Raw genomic sequence first — 20,826 nt, forward strand, 5'->3', positions numbered from 1 at the left:
CTCGCGTTCTACTTGTGTCTTTTTTGCTCCCAGATTTGTTGGTCAGCGCGCTTTGGCGCCCTGCAACACTGTGAATTGGTTTCTCATGGCTGAATTTCGTCTCGCCTTTGCAGGCAACCCCAATTGTGGCAAGACCACACTCTTCAACGCCCTTACAGGGTCCCGGCAACGGGTGGGCAATTGGCCCGGTGTCACCATCGACCGTAAGGAAGGCAACTTCGAGTATCGCGGGCAATCCTTCGTCATTGTGGACTTGCCTGGCACCTATTCCATGGATACCGGTTATAGCAGCGGGCTTGATGAGGCCATCGCGCGGGACTATATCCTGTCAGGCTCTTCCGATCTGGTGGTCAATGTTGTGGATGCGACCAATCTGGAACGCAACCTTTTCCTTACGACACAATTGATCGACATGCGGGTGCCGATGGTGGTGGCACTGACCAAAATGGACAGCGCACGCAGACAGGGCATGGAGATTGACATTGATCTTCTGTCTAAAGTCTTGCAGATACCGGTAATCCCCCTTTGCCCAAGAGATACCAACAGCCTAACCTTGTTCTCAGAGAAGATCTGTCAAGCCAGTCAAAACCCAAGCGTCAGTGCTGTATCTATTGCGTATGCCCCTGCTATCGAGGCAGCATTGCCCGCGTTGGTGGAACAAGTCACACCAGATGCGGCCCAGCATTGGGTTGATCCGCGCTGGTTGGCTGTCAAATCTCTGGGGGGGGACAGCAAGGCTTTGTCATTTCTAGACAAAGACTCGCGCGCGGCTGTTGATGCTATTCTGATCCATCTTGAGCAAGAAAGCGGTGAAGATGCTGATCTCTTGATCGCTGACGGTCGTTATGGTTTTGCCAACAGTTTGGCCCGAGATGTAATCCGTCATGTCGGGCGGCTATCCAAAAGCTGGACAGAACGCATCGATGCTGTGATCCTGAACCGCATTTTTGGTATTCCGATTTTTCTGCTCATTATGTATTTGATGTTCCTGTTGACGATCAATTTTGCCGGCGCCTTTATTGATTTTTTCGACATTGCCGCGGGCACCGTGCTGGTTGATGGCCCTGCCCATTGGCTGGCTCAATGGGGGGCTCCGGATTGGGTGATCGCCATGCTGCCAAACGGCATCGGCGTCGGCATTCAAACGGTTGCAACGTTCATTCCCGTGGTCGGCTTCTTGTTTTTGTTCCTGACTTGCTTGGAAGACAGCGGCTATATGGCACGCGCAGCTTTTGTGGTTGACCGTGCGATGTGTTCCATTGGCCTGCCTGGTAAGAGCTTTGTGCCCATGCTGCTGGGCTTTGGCTGCACCGTGCCTGCCATTATGGCGACACGCACGCTGGACAGCCGCCGGGACCGGATTGTCACCGCGATGATGTCACCCTTTATGTCGTGCGGTGCTCGTCTGCCAGTCTATGCGCTGTTTGCTGCAGCATTCTTTGCGAACGGCGGACAAAATTTGGTGTTCTTGCTTTATATCATTGGCATATTGTTTGCGATCTTCACCGGACTGGTTCTCAAAAATACTATTTTTGGTGGCAAAGCCCAGCCCTTTGTCATGGAGTTACCGCACTACCATATGCCGAACATGGGCTCTGCCCTTATCCGAACATGGGACCGTCTGAAACAATTCTGCCTTGAAGCGGGCCAACTGATCGTGATTGTGGTTTTTTGCCTCAGCTTTCTCAATTCCATCAGTCCTGATGGCAGTTTTGGCCACGAAGACAGTGAGCATTCTGTGTTGGCTGAGATCGGCAAGAGCCTCACACCGGTGGTGGAACCAATGGGTATATCAAGGGACAACTGGCCTGCAACAGTGGGCCTATTCACCGGAATCTTTGCCAAAGAAGCCGTGGTTGGTACACTTAACGCGCTTTACAGCCAGATTGACGCCAAGCTGGATGATGGCGAAGAAGATGCCGGTTTCAGCTTACTGGGTGGCCTGTCTGACGCGGTATCAACCATTCCTGCCAATTTGAAAGACATGGTGGGCAATCTCGCCGATCCATTGGGCTTGGACATCGGTGATATCTCCAGCGTAGAAGCAGCTGCGGCTGAGCAGGACGTCGACAATCGAACGTTTGCCGCGATGGTTTCGCGCTTTGACGGTAAGGTGGGTGCCTTTGCCTATCTGCTTATTATCCTTCTTTACACCCCGTGCGTCGCGGCGACTGCGGCGTTGTTCCGAGAGGTAGGGCGACAATGGGCCCTGTTCGCCATTGGTTGGACAACAATGCTGGGTTATTGTTCAGCGGTGATGGCTTATCAGATCGGTACTTTTTCTCGCAACCCTACCGGTGCAACCATCTGGATCGGATCTATACTGGCACTTGTGGTTCTGGTGATCGGTGTCATGCGCTTCATTGGGCGGCATCCTGATCGCAAGAATGGCTCAAAACCAGTGCTGGAGGCAAGTTTATGATTTTGTCTCAAATCAACAACTACTTGGCCGAGCATGGCCAAGTGAATACTTCGGACATTGCGCTGCATTTCGGGGTTGCCCCCGACGCGCTAAAAGGCATGTTGGAATTGCTGGAAGCCAAAGGTCGGGTGCGGGCCATACCTGCGGACACCCCGGCATGCGGCAGTGGCTGCCGTGGTTGTGCAGTCGCAAACTGCGGACCTCAGATGTGGGAAACTCTCGCCAGAAAGTGAGAAACTCCCTCATCCACTCGCTCAGCTAAAGGCCCCGTCTGTCAAAGAAACTCAGGTCGAACCGGTTTGCCGCTGTGCCAATCCAGCACTTTGAGTTGAGGCCAGAGCTGGCTCATGCGCTTGGCTTTTTGGCCATAATGGGTTTGGTTGCTCGGCAGTTTGGTGCTGGGCCGGATAGTCAGCGAAAAAATGTCGGCCAGCCCGAAGGGCGCCGCGATGGAAATCTCACCATTGTGTTCTAGACGCACCGCCACCGCATGGGTGGTGCACATGTAATTTTCCAAGCTTTCGTCCGTGCAGGACAGCTTGGGATAGGCTCCACCGAAACGATCCGGGTACCATAAATGTACACGTGCCTGATTGCGCACTTCGATGCGATCGCACCAATCAGGCAATGCAGTCGCCGCTTGTTTGATGACAGCGTCTTCCGCCTCATAGGAGAGATCGGATGCATCGAAATAGGCGACGTCATAATCCTTGATACCATACCCCTGTGGCTGGCCGGTTAGGACGTTCCAGACGGTTTGGTATATTGCGCCCGAGACCAATCGCCAGTCGGGGAAATCAAGAGTGCGCAAACCGCTGAGTAGCGCCATCAACTGATCGTCTTGACGAATGATGTGCATGAGCGCATCACGGCGGTCCTGTTCATCCAGCGCAGTGTCTTCTGGCTTATGTTTGAACAAGTGAGAACTTTCCTTCACGCGCATTTCTCCGATTGGCAAGCTTCAGCGTCGACGATTCGGCTGTCATGGTAAAGGTAAGGCCGGTGTTTGAACAAAAAGGCGAAGCCACCCGATTTGGGAGCCCCGCCTTTTTTAACTTACAACGGTGATTACGCTCAGGCGCGCAACTCGCCACCGGTTGCCTTGGTGACCATCGTAACAATCTTGTTTGAAATTGCTTCGATGTCTTCGTCCGTCAGCGTCTTGTCTTTGGGCTGAAGGGTCACTTCAAAAGCAACCGATTTTTTGCCCTCTTCCATCCGTCCACCTTCATATAGGTCGAACAAATTGACCGCAGTGATCAGTTTTTTGTCGGCACCCGACGCCGCCCGCAGAATGGTAGCGGCGGTCACGTCCGCATTGACCACAAAAGCAAAGTCACGGCGCACTGGTTGCAGATCAGACAGAATCAGAGCCGAACGCGACTTGGTGGCCTTTTTCTTGGGTGTCGGCACGGCTTCGATGGTAATCTCGAAGGCGCAAACAGGGCCGTCAACCTTCAGATCATCAAGAATTTTGGGGTGCAATTCACCGAAGGAGCCGATGACATTTTTTGGACCCAACTGGATTTTCCCAGACCGCCCGGGATGATACCAAGAAGGGCCACCGGAGACGATTTGCAGCTTGGAGCTGTCAAGCCCCATAGATTCCAGCACAGCCAGCGCATCGGCACGAATGTCAAAGACATCTGCAACATCGGCTGCATCGCGCCAGTGACGGCCAGAACCCGCAATCTGCACAGCGCCGCGGCGAATGCCTGTGGCGTGGGTAAATTGCTCGTCGGGTTGATCACCAAGGAAGATCTGACCCACTTCAAACAAAGCCAGATCATTCAAACCACGATCAACATTGCGCTGAACCGCTTGCAACAGGCCCGGCAGGAGGCTTGGGCGCATGTCGGACAGTTCAGCAGAGATCGGGTTGATCAAAGCCAGCTCGGGCTTACCACCACCGAACAGCTCAGCCAGTTTCTTTTCGGTAAAGGACCAAGTAACGGCCTCCACCATGCCACGGGCCGCTAGTTGTCGACGCGAGGCGCGGATGCGCTTCTGGCGTTCGGTCAATGGCGGCTGTGTAACAGCAGATAGGCGCGGCAGCGGTGTATTTGGCACTTGGTCCACACCAATGATGCGAGCCACTTCTTCAACGATGTCTGCCTTGCCATGCACGTCCGGGCGGAAGGTAGGGATGGCCACTTTAACTTCTTCGCCCGTACCAGAAACCCAGAAGCCAAGGCGTTTCAAAACGGTCTTGATTTCGATGTCAGACACTTCAAGTCCAACCAAGCGCTTCACCTCGGAGAGAGGGAAGTCGATGATCTTGTCTTCAAGCGGAGCCTCACCGGCGATCACCATATTGGAGGATTCACCACCACACAGATCGAGTACCATTTGAACAGCAGCATTCTGTCCGGGAAGAACAAACGCCGGATCACAAGTGCGTTCAAAGCGATAGCGCGCATCGGATTGGATGCCCAATGCACGACCGGCCCGCGCCGTCAGGATCGGATCAAACCACGCGCATTCGATAAAGACGTTGGTGGTGTCTGGCTGTGAGCCGGTTGTCTCACCGCCCATGATACCACCAAAGCCAATGGGACCGCTGTCATCTGCAATAACGCAAATGTCAGTACCAACCTTGATTTCATAGTCTTTGCCGTCGAGCGCACGCATTGTTTCACCCGGTTTACCCATGCGAACATGAATGTTTCCGGTAAGCTTGTCAGCGTCATAAACATGGAGCGGACGGCCACGGTCGTAGGTGATGTAGTTGGTGATATCAACCAACGCATTGATGGGCCTGAGACCAATGGCCCGCAGGCGCTTTTGCATCCATTCAGGGCTGGGGCCGTTTGTAACACCTTTGACGTACACACCAGTGAAGATCGGACAAATGGTGCTGTCACCATCTTCAAACTTTAAGGTGACATCAACTGAGCTGTCGAATTTTCCAGAGACGGGCTTGGGGGTATTTTCTTTCAGCGTGCCAATACCGGACCCAGCCAGATCACGCGCCACGCCATAAACGCCTAGCGCATCACCACGGTTGGGTGTGATGGCAATGTCGATGACAGGATCGTCAAGGCCAAGTAACGGCGCAAACGGCTCGCCGATCGGAGCATCGGCAGGTAATTCCATGATGCCATCATGCTCGTCGGACAGGCCCATTTCGCGCTCGGAGCACATCATGCCGTTGGATTCAACACCGCGGATTTTAGTGGGTTTCAAAACCATGCCATTGGTCGGTATGACAGATCCGTTCTGTGCCAACACCACTTTGATGCCCTCACGCGCATTGGGCGCACCACAAACGATCTGCAACACTTCTTTGCCGGTGTTGACCTTACAGACACGCAATCGGTCTGCATCCGGATGCTGTACCGCCTCTTCAACATAGGCAACGGTGAAGTCTTTGAGCAGATTGGCAGGATCGATGACTTCTTCGACTTCAAGGCCGATGACAGTCAGTTTATCTAGAATTTCCTCAAGTGACGCGTCGGTGTCGAGGTAATCCTTCAGCCAGGACAGTGTGAATTTCATGAGGAAAGCCCTCCTACCAGTCCGGGAATATCAAGGGGACGGAAACCGTAATGGTCGAGCCAACGCTTGTCGCCGTTAAAGAAAGCGCGCAAGTCTGGCATGCCATACTTCAGCATGGCAAGACGGTCGATACCCATACCCCATGCAAAACCGGTGTATTTGTCCGGATCAAGATTACAATTGCGCAGCACGTTGGGATGCACCATGCCACAGCCGAGGATTTCGAGCCAATCATCGCCCTCGCCGATACGCAATTCATTGCCCACGCGCTGACAGCCAATGTCCACTTCCATGGACGGCTCGGTGAAGGGGAAGTGCGAGGCACGGAAGCGCATCTTGACATTGTCGACTTCAAAGAAGGCTTTGCAGAATTCTTCTAACACCCATTTCAGATGGCCCATATGGATGCCTTCTTCGATGACGAGGCCTTCCACCTGATGGAACATCGGTGTGTGGGTCTGGTCGCTGTCACAGCGATAGGTGCGGCCGGGGCAAATGACGCGGATTGGAGGTTCTTGACTGGTCATAGTGCGAATCTGAACCGGAGACGTATGGGTCCGCAGCACCATTTGCGTTCCGTCTTCTTTTTCGGGCAAGAAGAAAGTGTCATGTTCCAGACGCGCGGGATGATCGGGCGGGAAGTTTAGCGCGGTGAAATTGTAAAAATCGGTCTCAATGTCTGGCCCTTCGGCCACAGCAAAGCCCATATCAGCAAAAATAGCCGTCAGCTCGTCGGTGACCTGTGCAATTGGGTGCACGCGGCCATCAAAGGTAGCTCCTATCCGGGTTGGCAAAGTAACATCAACGGTTTCGCTCTTGAGGCGCGCGTCAAGAGCCTGAACTTTCAACACCTCTTTGCGGGCGCCAATGGCGTCGCCGATGCGGGCTTTTAGCCCGTTCAGAGCCGGCCCCATTTCCTTGCGTTCTTCCGGGGTCATCTTGCCCAGCGTTTTCATCAGATCCGAAATCTTGCCCTTTTTTCCAAGGGCAGAGACCCGGACATCTTCCAGTGCAGTCTCATCGCTGGCCGCTGTGATAGCTGCCGTGATTTCCTGCTCGAGTTCATTGAGTTCCGACATAGACATTCCGTGTGGACAGGTTCGGTCGAGCGGTGCTTGCTCGACAAGACATTCAGTTGTAGCGGTTTTATCAGATTGACCAACACAATCCAGCAAGTTTCTTGTAAAAACCGTCTTCTATGACCAATCAACCAAAAGAAAACCCGCACCGATTGCTCGACGCGGGTTTTCAAACTTGAAAATTAGTCTTGCCGAGTTAGGCAGCAGCGGCAGATTTGGCCTTTTCAACCAAGCTTACAAAAGCTTCTGGCTGATGAATTGCCATATCAGAAAGAACCTTACGGTCAATTTCGATGCCGGATTTGGTCAGACCATCAATGAAACGACCATAAGTCATGCCCTGTTCGCGAACAGCAGCATTGATACGCTGAATCCACAAAGAACGGAAATTGCGTTTTTTGGTTTTACGGTCGCGATATGCGTACTGACCCGCTTTTTCAACCGCCTGTTTGGCGACGCGGATCGTGCTCTTACGGCGGCCATAATAGCCTTTGGCTGCCTTGAGTACTTTTTTATGACGGGCGTGGGCGGTTACACCGCGTTTTACACGTGACATTTGTAAATCTCCTAAAGAATGCGCTCAGCTCGACTGCTTATTTGTAAGGCAGGAACTGTTTGATGGTACGGGCATCCTGGGCAGACAAAGTGGTGGTGCCACGGGCATTGCGGATGAATTTGGTGGTGCGTTTGATCATACCATGCTGTTTACCAGCCTGGCCTGATACAACTTTACCAGTACCGGTCACTTTGAAACGCTTCTTGGCGCCGGACTTCGTCTTCAGCTTGGGCATTTTGCTCTCCTAAAATCCTTGCGGATTGGTTGTTTTTGATGTCGCTCGAAGCCGGATTATCAACCACCTGAACAGGTGTGCTAAAAACCGTCTCGGATTGAGCATTCTGACTCACCACGGCAGCCCTTACACTTGGCCGGAAGAGTCGAGATTGGCGGGTTATAGCCATGGGGGCGTCAGGAAGCAAGGGGAAAGGCGTAGAATGTCTAACAAAGCTGCAATTGCCACCAATTCATCCCGTTCTCGCACACTATTGAACCACAAAGAAGCAATAAGGCACCCCTGAATCGAAAAACCCGAGCCAAAGCCCGGGTTTTCAAAATAGTCAGCGCTGCGGAAGCGATACAATCTAGCTCATTTTGGAGCCAAGATCATGATCATCTGACGGCCTTCCAGCTTCGGCTCAAGCTCGACCTTTGTACGTGGGGTCAATTCCGCTTTAACCTTTCTGAGCAATTCCATGCCCAGATTTTGGTGGGCCATCTCACGTCCACGGAAGCGCAAGGTAAACTTGACCTTGTCACCGTCGTCGAGAAAACGATTGGCACCGCGCATCTTAACTTCATAATCATGGGTATCAATGTTAGGACGCATCTTCACTTCCTTAACATCAATCACCTTCTGCTTTTTGCGCGCTTCGGCGGCCTTTTTCTGAGCCTGGTACTTGTACCGCCCATAATCCATGATTTTGCAAACTGGTGGTTTTGCATTTGGTGAAATTTCCACCAGATCCAGACCTAACTCAGCGGCCATTTCCAGTGCTTGACTGGTTGGCACATCGCCATGATTGTGACCTTCGCTGTCGATGAGCTGAACGTCGTCTGAACGGATTAGGTTGTTAATGCGCGGTCCCGTCTCCCGGGTTGGCTGCGCTCGATACGGTCGGCGAATGGTCGTAGTCTCCTATAAAATTGCAATTGTCTCGTCTGCTACATATGCCGCAGCTTGCGCTTTCTTTCAAGCCCTGCATATGGCTCATTAGCGATATAACCTTGAGAAAAGCTTATACTTTCACAATCCTGCGACATTTTGGTACATTCCACGGCATTTTACTGTCATGGATCCGGGCTCCCATGGGACCACCTATACCCTAGACGCATAGCTTGGGATGATAAATATCAACGATGTATCAAGTCGATCTGCTAAAGAGCGGTCAAATTACAACGCGCAATACAGCGCATCGGTCTGTTTGCCATGGGTAGATAGGCTATCTTAACGCAAGATATTTCACCAATGAGCCTTGGTTGCGAGATTTGGTTTAACTTTAAAAAAAGCGCACGCGCTGGAAAGTTTTCATGTCCCAAGTTGAATTTGATGCCCTGTTACCGCCAGAAATGGCCCAAAAAGCCGAGGATGTCGGCGTCGGAAAAGCCACAAAGCATCCACGCGTTACCCTCATGCTTGCCATTATGGCCGGTGCATTTATCGGCATTGCTTTTGTTTTTTATGCCGTTGTCACCACCGGCAACACCAATATGGGCTGGGGTGCCAATAAAATGCTGGGCGGCCTAGCCTTCAGCCTTGGCTTGATGCTGGTTGTGGTCAATGGCGGCGAGTTGTTCACAAGCACTGTGCTCACTGTTGTCGCCAAGGCCAGCAAAAAAATCAGCTGGGGACAATTGGCTCGCAACTGGCTACTTGTTTATTTTGGTAACTTCATTGGAGCGCTTTTATTGGTCGGCATCATGCTGCTTGCCAAACACTATGACCAAGCCAATGGCTCACTGGGCATCAGTTATATGTCAATTGCGCAACACAAATTGCACCATACGTTTCTTCAGGCCGTGGCATTGGGCACCATGTGCAACGTCATGGTTTGTCTCGGCGTCTGGATGACGTTCAGCGCGCGAACCCTGACGGACAAATTGCTCGCTGTGGTGCTGCCTGTGGCAATGTTTGTCGCTGCGGGGTTTGAACACTGTGTTGCCAACATGTTTATGATACCGATGGGCATTCTGACCAAAGCATCCGTTGGACCAGAATTCTGGCAAGCCACTGGCCGGACTGCTGCCGAGTTTGCCGATCTGACATGGACGCATTTTTTCATCAATAACCTGCTGCCTGTAACCATTGGCAACATCATCGGCGGTGGTTTTCTGGTCGGTCTTTGCTACTGGTTCATTTATCTTCGGCCAAGCAAGAACCGATAAGTCCGTCATAAATGGCAAGCGTGTCGTGGCCCATTGAGTCCAAGGAAAAGTGGGCTTCGACATGTTGGCGCGCCAGAGGTGCGCTGTTGGCGATTATGCCTTTGTCCTGAGCGAGCGCGGACGCAATGGCTTTTTGCCAACCGTCCGAATCATCATGGCGGATAACTTTAGCAATCCAGCCTTCAGCTGAGACACCGCTTGGGGGTGCAGCCACTTCCGGTTGGGCACCAAGATCGCCGACGAGCGTGATTTTCCCCATCGCGAGGGCTTCGGCTGCGCTGCGACCAAAGGTTTCAGCATCCTGAGACGGCACAATTACCAAATCAGACACCGTGTAGGCCGCAGCCATATCGCTGCAATGGCCAACACGTTTGACGCAATCATGCAAATCATACTGGGCGATCAATGCATCCAGTTCGGCCATGTAAGACTCACGGCCCTGATCATCGCCAATCAAGACCAACTGAAACGCCATGCCCTGCTGTTTCAGCGCTCCGACCACTGGCAGAATAAAGCTTTGCCCCTTCCATCGGGTCAGGCGCGAAGGCAAAATGATCACAGGACGATCATCGACGCCCCATTGGCTGCGAAGCTGATTGACTCTGTCCGCAGACACCACGGCAGGATCAAATGCGCTCATATCGACACCACGGTGAATGGTCACGATGCGCTTTTTTGCCTCGGGGCGACGGCTCGCTATCAAATCGGCGGTATAATGCGAATTGGCGATCACGACATCGCCCTTGGCCATGACCGAATTATAAAAGGCCTTGATGCGGCCCTTTTGGCTGTAGGCGCCGTGATAGGTGGTGACAAACGGTACGCCGGTGCGCCTTGCGGCAATCAACGCACTCCAAGCGGGGGCACGCGAGCGGGCATGGACCAGATCAACTTTGTGTTCATGAATCATGGCCTCTAGAGCTTTGGCATTGGAATGCAGAATTACATAAGGGTTCTTGCTGCGCCCCGTCAACGGCAACAACTCTCCACCAAGCGCATGCAATTGAGGCACCAAGCGCCCGGCTTCTCCGGCAACCAACGCACGTCCGCCAGCCTGGATGATGGCTGCTGCGATATCCACCGTTCCGCGCTCGACACCGCCTGAATCGAGCCAAGGGACAACTTGAAGGATGGTTGGGGCTTTTGTCATGTGATTCGCCACGCTACAAAGAGATTATGCCTGATTGCGCCACCCAAAGGGTCACCAAGCCTTTAAGACTGTTCGGAGACATAACAATGACCGCCACCCAAAAGCAAATCTTGTGTGTTGGAAATCAACCAAATGAACGTGAAGAGGCTCGCGCAATAGCCTTTCATCATCGCCCGTCAACACGCCCGGACGGAGTCAGTCTGTTGTGGATGGGAGGTTATAAGTCGGATATGGAAGGCTCCAAGGTTCTGGTGCTGGATGACTGGGCTGCCCACACCGGTCACGGCTGCACCCGGTTTGACTATTCCGGCCACGGTATTTCTGGCGGCGCTTTCACCGATGGTACCATTTCAAAATGGCTTGAAGAAAGCCTGGCAATTTTCAATGCCCAGACTTCGGGCCCTCAAGTGGTGATTGGCTCATCGATGGGCGGCTGGTTGGCGCTGTTGCTGGTGCGGGCGCACATCAAGTCGGTGGGAATTGAAAACAGCCGAATCAAAGGGCTCGTGCTCATCGCTCCTGCTGTCGATATGACCAAAGACCTTATGTGGGACTTGTTTGATGATGCCGCCAAAAAAGAAATGGCTGAAACTGGCCTCTTTTTACAACCAAGTGACTATGGCGACCCCTATGAAATCACGAGGGATTTAATCGAAGATGGCAAGCAGCATTTGTTTGGCGATGACTTGATTGAAACCGGCTGCCCCGTTCATATCCTGCAAGGGATCAAGGATGATGCCGTACCGTGGCAGTCTTCTGTGGATCTGGTGGCACGGTTGGCACAGGATGATGTAAGCCTGACTCTGGTCAAAGACGGCGACCATCGCCTCAGCCGCGATGAAGATCTAGCTTTGCTGGTGCGAACGGTTGAAGTGATGGCAGGGGCCTAAGTTATTTGCGAAGCCAAATGGAATGTGAACCAAAGCGACAGCCTCAACTCCTGTTTTCAAATGATCAATTTGATCATCAAAAAACATATGCGGTTTAAGGATCTCGAGAATTCTTTTCTTGTCCATCCCTCCAAGGAAAAATGTCTCGTGCGGGCTCACCTGCCACTTTTCCAAAGTCGTAATCATTCTCTCGTGCGAAGGAGCATTTCGGGCAGTAACAATAGCGGTGCGAATGAATTTTTTATATTCTGGGTCCACCAACACTGCTTGGTTCTCGATTTCCTGAAGAGCAAAGATTTTTTTGAAAAGACCCGCTAAAGGCCCATTCGCGTGAGGTTCGTGGGAGTGCTCGGTTTCGAATTTATGAAATTGTTCCAAGCCTTCTTGTTTGCCGACTTTCTCAGACTGATCATCTGCAATCACTCCGTCAAAGTCGAATGCAATTCGAAGCTCCAAGTCCTCTTCATTGGCGACATTTGCGGGAAGCACAAGACCTGCAGGAAAGCCCGCCTTTGTCGCCAAATCAATGTCTGATTTGTTCGCAGATAAAAATAATGATGCATTGAAAGCTGGAATGTACTTATAGGGAGATTGGCCTTCTAGGAAAGCTGCTCGGGAAATGCTTAGTCCATAGTGCTGTATCGATTTGAACACCCTTCTTCCCGTCACGGGCGAATTCCTTGACAGCAAGACCACTTCGGCTGGCTTTTTATCCGGAAATTTATCATTCAGCTTGAGGAACTGACGAATAAAAGGGAAAGCGACCCCACTTGGTAGCACCAACTCTGAATGTTTTTCTTGGTATTTTTTGTAAGCCTCGGGTCCATCGGCACGAAAGACCGCGTCAGATTCAGATAGATCAAACAATGCGCTGGAAGAAATCGCAATCACCAATTTTTCTTCTATCGGATACGGCATTATTGACCCTATTACACACTTCTATGCCTACATCATGCAGCTGAAGTAACGCGCAATTCAACTGCATGATCTTCTTCGCAGGTTCAGATGTCAACACGCCTATAGAGGCGCAAACTCACAGGTGAAGTGCCGCATGAGTTTTGGCTCTTTGATCACCTTGAAGCCGGTCAGGCTGTCTTTTTCAGCTTGTAGCATTTCAAAGGCTTCCACCACATAGTCCGCATGAGACTGGGTGTAGGTGCGACGAGGAAAGGCCAGACGCACCAATTCCATGGCGGCGGGCTTTTCACTGCCATCGGTCTGTCGACCAAACATCACCGAGCCGATCTCGCAGGAGCGAATGCCACCGAGTTCATAGAGTTTAACGGCCACTGTGTGGGCTGGATAGGCCAGAGGATCGATGTGTGGCAACCAGCTTTTGGCATCAACAAACACCGCATGCCCGCCCGCCGGTTTGACCACCGGAATGCCCATTTTGTCGAGACGTTCGACAATATATTCGTTGGTGCGAATGCGGTATTTGAGATAGTCCTCATCGATAATCTCATGCAATCCTTGAGCCAGCGCCTCCAGATCGCGACCGGCTAGGCCGCCATAAGTTGGGAAACCTTCGGTTTGGATCAAACGGACCCGCGCTTTTTCCGCCAGGTCATCGTCATTGAATGCCAGCCAGCCACCGATGTTGCCAAAGGCGTCTTTTTTGGCGCTCATGGTCATGCCATCGGCCACGGCAAAGCAATCACGCACGATGTCCTTGATGGAACGATACTGTTGGCCTTCTTCACGCTGTTTGATGAAATAGGCATTTTCCGCGAAGCGACAGCTATCGATAATGAAGGGTTTACCGAAGCGATGGGCCAACTGGGAGACGGCACGAATGTTGGCAAGACTGACCGGCTGGCCGCCACCGGCATTGTTGGTGATGGTTAGCATCACAATCGGCACGGCATCGCCATGCTCTTCTAAAAAGGCTTCCAGTTTGGCCAAATCCATATTGCCCTTGAAGGGGAATAAAGAGCTTGGGTCTTTGCCCTCTTCAATAACCAGATCATAGGCTTGCGCACCGCTGGCCTCAATATTGCCTCGGGTGGTGTCAAAATGGGTGTTGTTTGGAATGTGCTTTCCGGTGCCTCCAAAAATGGACACCAGAATGGCTTCTGCTGCGCGGCCCTGATGGGTGGGGATAATATGCTCGAACGGCATCAGCTCTTGCACACTGTCTTTGAAGCGATAATAGGAGGGGGAACCGGCATAACTCTCATCGCCGCGCATGATCGCAGCCCATTGCTCGGCGCTCATCGCACCGGTGCCCGAATCGGTCAACAGGTCGATCAGCACATCGTCGGATTTGAGCGCAAAAAGGTTGAAATGCGCGTCCTTCAACTTGGCCACACGCTCAGCACGTGTGGTCATGCGAATCGGCTCGACCGATTTGATGCGAAAGGGTTCAATAATGGTGGTAAACTGTGTCTTCATGGATAGCTCTCCGGTTTGATCAGCCCGAAGATCGTCCTTGAAAAGTCTTCAGGCTGCGCGCTGCGGTTGCCCTCCATCAAGTCCCAAAAGACCAACAGGATTGCCGCGCTCAACGCCGAAAGATTTACCGGATATTTATGCGGCAGAGCGGGAGGCGGGTCAAGGAGATTTCGGTTATTGACCATAGCCGAACGCAGTGAATCCTAAATTCAGCAACGTAACCTCAATCAATTTGACGCACTAAATATTGGCGCGCAGGTAATCCTTCACTGTTTGATTATGACGTGTCGTATTCACAAGCAGATCTATCGCACTTGCATCAAATCGGTTAGAGATGTGTCAGGTGTTGTGCCAAACCAATAAAGACTAAAAAAGAGGCCCCTTATGCCAATCCTTCGCTACGGAAAAGACCATCTAGGGATGTCGATTAAGGCATATTGGACCTGCCAATGATAAAAGACTATGGAAGTACAAATTTTATTACCGGCCTTCGAGCTATTGCTGCCTCGCTGGTCGTCGTAATCCACACCGCTGCTTTCCGTGATTTTGGGTGGGTGGGCAATAATATTACAGACGCAGGCTTGTGTGGTGTTTACATATTTTTTGTAATATCCGGTTTCAGCGTTACACAATCTTATTCGCAAGAAAATAAGTATACTTCATATCTTTATCGAAGGCTCCTTCGTATCGTTCCTCTATATTATATATGCATCACAATAACATTTTTTCTAATTACCACACAAATCATTCCCCCTTCGACATGGGCTGCTGATGGGATTAACAGCTACGACGCTCATAACCTGATTTTACATTATCTATTTATAAGCTACCTGGATGCAGGAACTGCGAATACAATACTCAATGTTGAATGGACATTGCCGATCGAGGTGTTTTGGTACTTGTTACTGCCATTGTTTTTTCCCAAAAACTTTAGGTGGATACATGTAATAGTAGGGGCTTTAATAATCCTATCTCTACCTTCGGCAATAAAATTTCTATTAAACGAATTTTCTATTGGGCCAGAGCTAATTTCTACCCAGTTTTTACCGTTCCGATACGGGATATATTTTCTACTCGGTGTAATTGCTCACACAATCCGCTCAAGACACCAACAAGCTCTCTCATCATACCTGACTCCGATCTTAGCGCTTGGCATTATATTGGCGGGTTTGAACTTATTGTTCTCAATTGGCAACACACCCAGAATGATGGCGTTTGCTACGTTTTTCGTTGTCATCGGTTACAATGCGCAATTCAGCTGGCTAGCTCGTGTGTTTGAATCAAAAATACTTTTGTTTGTCGGGACCTTAAGCTATGGGCTCTATCTTGTGCATTACCCAATACTAGAGATCCTGAGAAAAACAGACATTCCAGCAAACGGTTTGATCGGCTTTTCTATTATAATGGCCTTGTCTATTCTTACATCCTATTTGCTCACCCGCTTTGTTGAGCAGCCAATTATCGGTCTCCTCAAAAACAAGTTTTATAGGAAAGCCACAATCTCAAAAGGGGAAGATTAAAGCTGTCTATATGATATCAATTCACTCGCCCGGGTCAGCCACCTTCTTTTCCCTCAAATCTTCACACCCAATTCGGCTCTCACCTTTTTGGTTAGTTTTTTGGCGATAATCTCATAGGCAGCATCAAGGTGGAGTTTAAGGTCTTGTTCGCTCATGGCGTTAGGGTTGTTGATCTGTACCCATTTAGCGCGAGCCAGATAGGGAGCAGGGATAATGCCATGTTGCTCGGGCAACAGCTCATAGGCCAGATCAGAGCATTTGAAGCTGATACGCGGGGTGTGGACCTCCGGCTCGCTTCCAATTGATGCGTTTTTTGATTGGTTTTCTGAGCGGCCTTCCAGTTGATCTTCTGGACCTTCTTTCCCGTCACCCCAGTTGGAACAAATGGCAAAAATCTTGCCACCGATCTTCCAGACCGAGGCATTGCCCCATTGGATGACGTTGGTGGTGGCTTTCATGCCGCCGCAATAGGAATCAAATTGTTCGCGAGTCATATGGCGTGGCTCCTTTTTACCTAAATTCTCAGGACTACTGGGCAAGGTCTGCCAGATTTTGCCGTGCCTTGCCCAAATACTCAGCCAGCACCAACAGATCTTCTTTGCGCGCGGACGATTTACGCCAAACAAGCGCAATTTTCCTTGGTAACGACTTTGGCAACGCTATTTCGACCACCTTGTGGCCATGAGTGAGCCCGGCATCGATCGCCAGATCGGGGATAAGTGTCGAGCCCAGCCCTTCTTCCACCATGCCCAAAAGCGTCGGCAGGCTGGTCGCATCAAAGTCATCATTTTTGCCGATCAGACCGGGAAAAGCAGACAAGGCATGTTGCTGTAGGCAATGACCTTTTTCGAGCAACATCAACGGCTGTCCTTTCAACCCCTGCCCATCTGTCTGGGACTGGTTCGCCAAAGGATGCCCCATTGGCACCACGAGGTGATAGCCATCCTCGAACAGTTCAAGGGCCTCCAGCTCTCCGGTATCGTGAGGCAATGCAATCAAAGCAACATCCAATCGGCCCGTGCGCAGACCATCAATCAGCTGGTCGGTCAGTTCCTCTCGCAAAAACAGGCGCAAGTTCGGGAACTGCTCTTTGAGCATCGGCCGCAGGCGGGGCAACAAAAAGGGGCCTACAGTGGGAATAACACCCATATGTAAGTCGCCGGACATCGGCTCGGAAGCTTGTGCGGCCAATTGCACCAGTTCGTTTGCATCCGCAAGCAGATGGCGTGCTCGTTCTACAATTTTTTTGCCCAGCGGGGTCATGATCACCGTCCGCTTGGAACGCTCGGCCAATGACACACCGAGGATGGTTTCCAGCTCTTTGAGACCGGCGCTCAAGGTGGATTGGGTGACGTTGCAGCGCTTTGCCGCATTGCTGAAATGCAACTCGTCAGCAAGAGCAACCAGAAAGGTCAATTGGCGGAGGGATGGACTCATCTTCTAATCGCTTTTTTCGATTATTATCTCAAAAATAACTCATTTTACCAATTATTATCGCGCTGCTAGGGTGCCGTCAACTGATTTAACCATGTCAATTTCTATGGAGATCCAAGATGACAGATAGTGTTTCCGCTCCCGTTGCAGCCCAGGCTTTCCCGCGCCTGAACCAGCGTGCCCCTGAATTTTGCGCACCCACGACTGCAGGTCAAAAGAGCCTGAGAGATTATGAAGGAAAATGGCTCATCTTATTCTCGCATCCCGCCGATTTCACGCCGGTCTGCACCACTGAATTTATGGCCTTTGCCAAACGACAGGAAGAATTCAAGTCGCTCAACACTGAGCTGCTCGGCCTGTCCATCGATAGCCACTATGCCCATATTGCATGGATACGATCAATCAAAGATAATTTTGGCGTCGATATCAAGTTTCCGATCATTGCCGATCTGTCCATGGAAGTTGCCAACGCTTATGGCATGATCCAGCCCGGTGCGTCAGACACATCGGCGGTTCGGGCAACCTTTGTGATCGATCCGAAGGGCATTTTGCGGGCAATGGTCTATTACCCCATGTCCAATGGCCGTTCGATTGATGAGTTTTTACGGTTGATCAAAGCCCTGCAAACATCAGACGCCAACGGTGTCGCGACTCCAGAAGCATGGCAACCCGGTGACAAGGTGATCGTCCCCCCCCCTGCCACAACAGAAGCCGCTGAAAGCCGCGCGTCTGAAGGATATGAGACGATTGACTGGTATTTTTCCCGCAAGGAACTTTAACGCACCGTCAGCCACTACAAACAAAAGGCACTGCACATTTGCCGTGCCTTTTGGCTTTAAGGACCTTTGCGTGTTTGGCAACTTACTCGATGCTCAACGCATTGCCTTTGGGTATGCGGATTTCAAAATGGGCGCCGGGAGCGCGATCAAGCAAGCAGATGGAGCCACCGTGGGCGCGGACCAGTTCGGCGGAAATAGCTAGCCCCAAGCCGGTGCCACCCTGGCGAACCGAGCCTTGGAACGGCATGAATAACGCTTCTTTGGCCATTTTAGGCACGCCGGGCCCTGTATCTGAAATGCCAATAACTGTCTCGGTCTTGTTGTTGCTGGCGGTCAGTTCCAAACGGCGAATCACGGCATCTTCGGTCTCATTTTGCATCACCTGAACCGCGTTGCGACACAGATTCATCAAAACACGAAAGAGCTGGCCCGGATCGGCATAGACCTCGAGCTGATCAGGAATCTGGTTGATGAAGCTTACTTGCGACCCATCACCCAGATCAAGAAAATCGCTGACTTCATCACCCAATTGATGCAGCATCAACAGTCGCTTTTGTGGAGGAGCTTCCTGCGCCTTGCCATAGGAAAGGACCGCGCTGGAATAATCGACAGCTCGATCCAACGCACCCATAATTTTGGGCACCACCCTTTGCACTGTTGGATCTTCCAACATGGACAAGCGATCCGAAAACAACTGGGCTGAGGCAAGGATATTGCGCAAATCATGGTTGATCTTGGACACCGCCAAGCCTAGGTCTGCCAACCGGCGCTGTTTTTGCAGGGTTTTGGCGAGAATCATTTCCATCACCGAAAGCTGCTCTTCGGTCATCCCGATTTCATCGCGTCGACCAGATGGTTTGATCACCGCACTTGCATCCTCGGGATTGGACGTAAATCCCGCCATATTATGCAACAATCGCAGGATTGGACGAACGAGCAAAGCGCGCAAAGAGAGATAAACCAGACCTGCAGTGATAGCGGAAATAACGATAGACAGCAGCAAAATATTGACCGAGAAAGAAACCATCGCCTGACGCAACGGGGTTTCTTCAAATACCAATTCGATCACGCCGAGATCGTTTTGCGATTGACCCACCACGCGAATGGTTCGCCCCTCTCCCCAAAGCAACGTATCGAAAGCAGCCATGATTGATTGGCTGGGGCTCATAGCACGAATGTCGTCATCGCGGGCGATTTGACCGGGCATGTCGACCATAGCCAGCAACCTCCGGCTGCCCTCGGTCCGCAGCGCCAAGGTTTGCACCGCAAGGCGCTCGAGCAATTCATCCTCCAGCGCTTCATCCATCAGATCGTTGGACGATTTGGTGTAGATGAGGGCTGCCACTTCGGCCAGTTCGAGTTTGCGGCTCAGCCAGTCAGCTCGAAATTTCGAAATAGAGGGCACAAAGATCAGCACCTCACTGAGCATGACAAACAAAACAGTCAGCAAGAGCAACTTTGACGACAGGCCAAAGGACGGGTGCGTGGCTTTGCTTTTCGCATCGGCTGTGGATTGGGGTGTCTCGATTACCCCGTTGGGTTCCTTGCTCTGCCTATCCTCATACATTCAGGGCTGCCTTCCGTTTGATTGCCCCAGTCAAAAGTATTTCAGCACTCTGACCTTGGTCTATTCCTATCCTGTTCCTATGTATGCGATGGCAGGTGAGCGTTGGCAAGACCTATCGGGCAAGGCGCCTTTCAAGCTACCTCGCCCAGCGGCTTTGCCGTCGGACATGGTTTTTTCATATTTGTATGACATCTTTCTTGCCCTGCCACTTGGTGTTGCATGCCAACATGAGCCAAAACAAACAAAACAATATAAGAACGGAACCTACATGCAGACCGAATTGCCATATGGCAACAATTCGCTTGTCAGCTTTTCTGAGATTGATAACTGGATCTTCGATCTCGACAATACGCTCTATCCACGTCACATCGATCTGTTCAAGCAGATGGAGGTGAAGATGAGTGCTTATGTGTCGCGTTTGCTGGACATTCCAGAAGAAGAAGCAACCATACTCCGCAAGGGTTATTATAAACAGCATGGCACCACATTGCGGGGCCTGATGATCGAGCATAACATTCAACCAGATGAATTTCTGGAATATGTGCATGATATTGATCACAGCGGGGTCAAGCCAGATCCGCAACTGGCTCAGGCTATCTGTGCCCTACCCGGTAAGCGCTACATATATACCAACGGTACCAATGATCACGCGATGAAAGTCGCCAAGCATCTAGGCATTACGGATTTGTTTGACGATATTTTTGATATCGTCTGGGCCGGTCTCGACCCAAAGCCAAACAGAGCGCCCTATGAAAAATTGCTGGCGCATACCGGCATCAACCCCAAACGCACTGCGATGTTTGAAGATTTGGCGCGCAATCTCAAAGTTCCGCATGATATGGGCATGAAAACAGTTCTGGTTGTTCCCAACCGCACGCGCGAGGTCTTCCATGACAGTTGGGAAGCAAAGGGTGCCGAATCCCCTCATGTTGGCTATGTAACCGAAGATATCGGTGGGTTCCTAAAAGATATGCTGCACGCCATTGGCAGGCAGCCCCAAATGGAAGCCTGCGCAACATGCCCACCTCAAACGGCCCTTCCCAATAGTGAATAAAGCTGTGATTGCCGAGGCTGGACCCCATCAATAAGGCGTATTTCATCCCCGCCTGTCATGCTAAAGGCTTGCGCAGCAGCGGGGCCTCGGCTAGCCAT

19 protein-coding genes are annotated in these 20,826 nt (G+C 51.4%); 7 read left to right on the forward strand and 12 right to left on the reverse strand.

From position 1 onward, the window contains the following. Positions 1-85: 85 nt before the first annotated feature. On the forward strand, positions 86-2,422 hold the full coding sequence (feoB, locus tag C0081_RS14495) for a Fe(2+) transporter permease subunit FeoB (protein ID WP_101534561.1): 2,337 nt from the start codon (positions 86-88) through the stop codon (positions 2,420-2,422). After that, the gene (locus C0081_RS14500; RefSeq protein WP_101534562.1) at positions 2,419-2,655 is read left to right on the forward strand and encodes a FeoC-like transcriptional regulator; all 237 of its coding nucleotides are present in this window, start codon (positions 2,419-2,421) and stop codon (positions 2,653-2,655) included. Before feoB ends, C0081_RS14500 begins: the two co-directional genes overlap by 4 nt. A gap of 41 nt (positions 2,656-2,696) precedes the next feature. On the opposite strand, the gene C0081_RS14505 is transcribed toward C0081_RS14500, so the two are convergent. The 6 genes from C0081_RS14505 to infC all read right to left on the reverse strand — a co-directional run bounded on the left by C0081_RS14505 (position 2,697) and on the right by infC (position 8,681). Further along, a complete protein-coding gene (locus tag C0081_RS14505; protein WP_180966908.1) occupies positions 2,697-3,359 on the reverse strand; it encodes a nucleotidyltransferase family protein in 663 nt (220 codons plus the stop codon). 137 nt (positions 3,360-3,496) lie between these two features. Then, positions 3,497-5,920, reverse strand: coding sequence for a phenylalanine--tRNA ligase subunit beta (gene pheT, locus C0081_RS14510; RefSeq protein WP_101534564.1), 2,424 nt, complete (start codon positions 5,918-5,920; stop codon positions 3,497-3,499). Continuing rightward, complete coding sequence (gene pheS / locus C0081_RS14515) at positions 5,917-6,999, reverse strand: phenylalanine--tRNA ligase subunit alpha (protein ID WP_101534901.1); 1,083 nt, start codon at positions 6,997-6,999, stop codon at positions 5,917-5,919. The genes pheT and pheS overlap by 4 nt, the downstream gene beginning before the upstream one ends. Positions 7,000-7,195: 196 nt before the next feature. Next, complete coding sequence (rplT, locus tag C0081_RS14520; RefSeq protein ID WP_101534565.1) at positions 7,196-7,555, reverse strand: 50S ribosomal protein L20; 360 nt, start codon at positions 7,553-7,555, stop codon at positions 7,196-7,198. Between the two features lie 37 nt (positions 7,556-7,592). Further along, positions 7,593-7,790 carry a 50S ribosomal protein L35 gene (gene rpmI / locus C0081_RS14525; RefSeq protein WP_101534566.1) on the reverse strand — a complete coding sequence of 66 codons (198 nt, stop codon included), beginning with the start codon at positions 7,788-7,790 and terminating at the stop codon, positions 7,593-7,595. A gap of 354 nt (positions 7,791-8,144) precedes the next feature. Next, complete coding sequence (gene infC / locus C0081_RS14530; protein WP_101534567.1) at positions 8,145-8,681, reverse strand: translation initiation factor IF-3; 537 nt, start codon at positions 8,679-8,681, stop codon at positions 8,145-8,147. A 404-nt stretch (positions 8,682-9,085) separates the two neighbouring features. On the opposite strand from infC, the gene focA reads away from it, so the two are divergent. Continuing rightward, positions 9,086-9,940: a formate transporter FocA gene (focA, locus tag C0081_RS14535; protein WP_101534568.1), complete on the forward strand. Its 855-nt coding sequence runs from the start codon at positions 9,086-9,088 to the stop codon at positions 9,938-9,940. Here focA and C0081_RS14540 read toward each other — a convergent pair. Next, entirely contained in the window at positions 9,909-11,090 is a 1,182-nt protein-coding gene (locus C0081_RS14540) for a glycosyltransferase family 4 protein (protein WP_101534569.1), read from the reverse strand. The two genes, focA and C0081_RS14540, sit on opposite strands and share 32 nt — an antisense overlap. Before the next feature lie 86 nt (positions 11,091-11,176). Here C0081_RS14540 and C0081_RS14545 point away from each other — a divergent pair, with 86 nt between their 5' ends. After that, positions 11,177-11,980 carry an alpha/beta hydrolase gene (locus C0081_RS14545; RefSeq protein WP_101534570.1) on the forward strand — a complete coding sequence of 268 codons (804 nt, stop codon included), beginning with the start codon at positions 11,177-11,179 and terminating at the stop codon, positions 11,978-11,980. Here the strand turns inward: C0081_RS14545 and C0081_RS14550 are convergent. Beyond that, positions 11,936-12,898 (reverse strand): 5'-nucleotidase, encoded by a 963-nt coding sequence (locus tag C0081_RS14550; protein WP_101534571.1) that lies wholly within the window; start codon positions 12,896-12,898, stop codon positions 11,936-11,938. The genes C0081_RS14545 and C0081_RS14550 overlap by 45 nt on opposite strands. Positions 12,899-12,997: 99 nt before the next feature. Next, complete coding sequence (locus C0081_RS14555; RefSeq protein WP_101534572.1) at positions 12,998-14,374, reverse strand: tryptophanase; 1,377 nt, start codon at positions 14,372-14,374, stop codon at positions 12,998-13,000. A gap of 449 nt (positions 14,375-14,823) precedes the next feature. On the opposite strand from C0081_RS14555, the gene C0081_RS14565 reads away from it, so the two are divergent. Continuing rightward, positions 14,824-15,894 (forward strand): acyltransferase family protein, encoded by a 1,071-nt coding sequence (locus C0081_RS14565; protein WP_101534574.1) that lies wholly within the window; start codon positions 14,824-14,826, stop codon positions 15,892-15,894. Positions 15,895-15,947: 53 nt separating this feature from the next. Here the strand turns inward: C0081_RS14565 and C0081_RS14570 are convergent, their stop codons facing one another. Continuing rightward, complete coding sequence (locus tag C0081_RS14570) at positions 15,948-16,388, reverse strand: MmcQ/YjbR family DNA-binding protein (RefSeq protein WP_101534575.1); 441 nt, start codon at positions 16,386-16,388, stop codon at positions 15,948-15,950. A gap of 34 nt (positions 16,389-16,422) precedes the next feature. Beyond that, positions 16,423-17,331, reverse strand: a complete 909-nt coding sequence (locus tag C0081_RS14575) for a LysR substrate-binding domain-containing protein (protein ID WP_101534576.1) — start codon at positions 17,329-17,331, stop codon at positions 16,423-16,425. A gap of 116 nt (positions 17,332-17,447) precedes the next feature. Between C0081_RS14575 and C0081_RS14580 the strand changes: the two genes are divergently transcribed. Beyond that, a complete protein-coding gene (locus tag C0081_RS14580) occupies positions 17,448-18,107 on the forward strand; it encodes a peroxiredoxin (protein ID WP_101534577.1) in 660 nt (219 codons plus the stop codon). Positions 18,108-18,189: 82 nt separating this feature from the next. Here C0081_RS14580 and C0081_RS14585 read toward each other — a convergent pair whose 3' ends face one another. Further along, a complete protein-coding gene (locus tag C0081_RS14585; protein ID WP_101534578.1) occupies positions 18,190-19,674 on the reverse strand; it encodes an ATP-binding protein in 1,485 nt (494 codons plus the stop codon). Positions 19,675-19,729: 55 nt separating this feature from the next. Between C0081_RS14585 and C0081_RS14590 the strand changes: the two genes are divergently transcribed. Beyond that, on the forward strand, positions 19,730-20,728 hold the full coding sequence (locus C0081_RS14590) for a pyrimidine 5'-nucleotidase (protein WP_245417959.1): 999 nt from the start codon (positions 19,730-19,732) through the stop codon (positions 20,726-20,728). The last annotated feature ends 98 nt before the right edge of the window (positions 20,729-20,826 follow it).

This window comes from Cohaesibacter celericrescens (genome assembly GCF_002866925.1).
Classification (GTDB): Bacteria; Pseudomonadota; Alphaproteobacteria; order Rhizobiales; family Cohaesibacteraceae; genus Cohaesibacter; species Cohaesibacter celericrescens.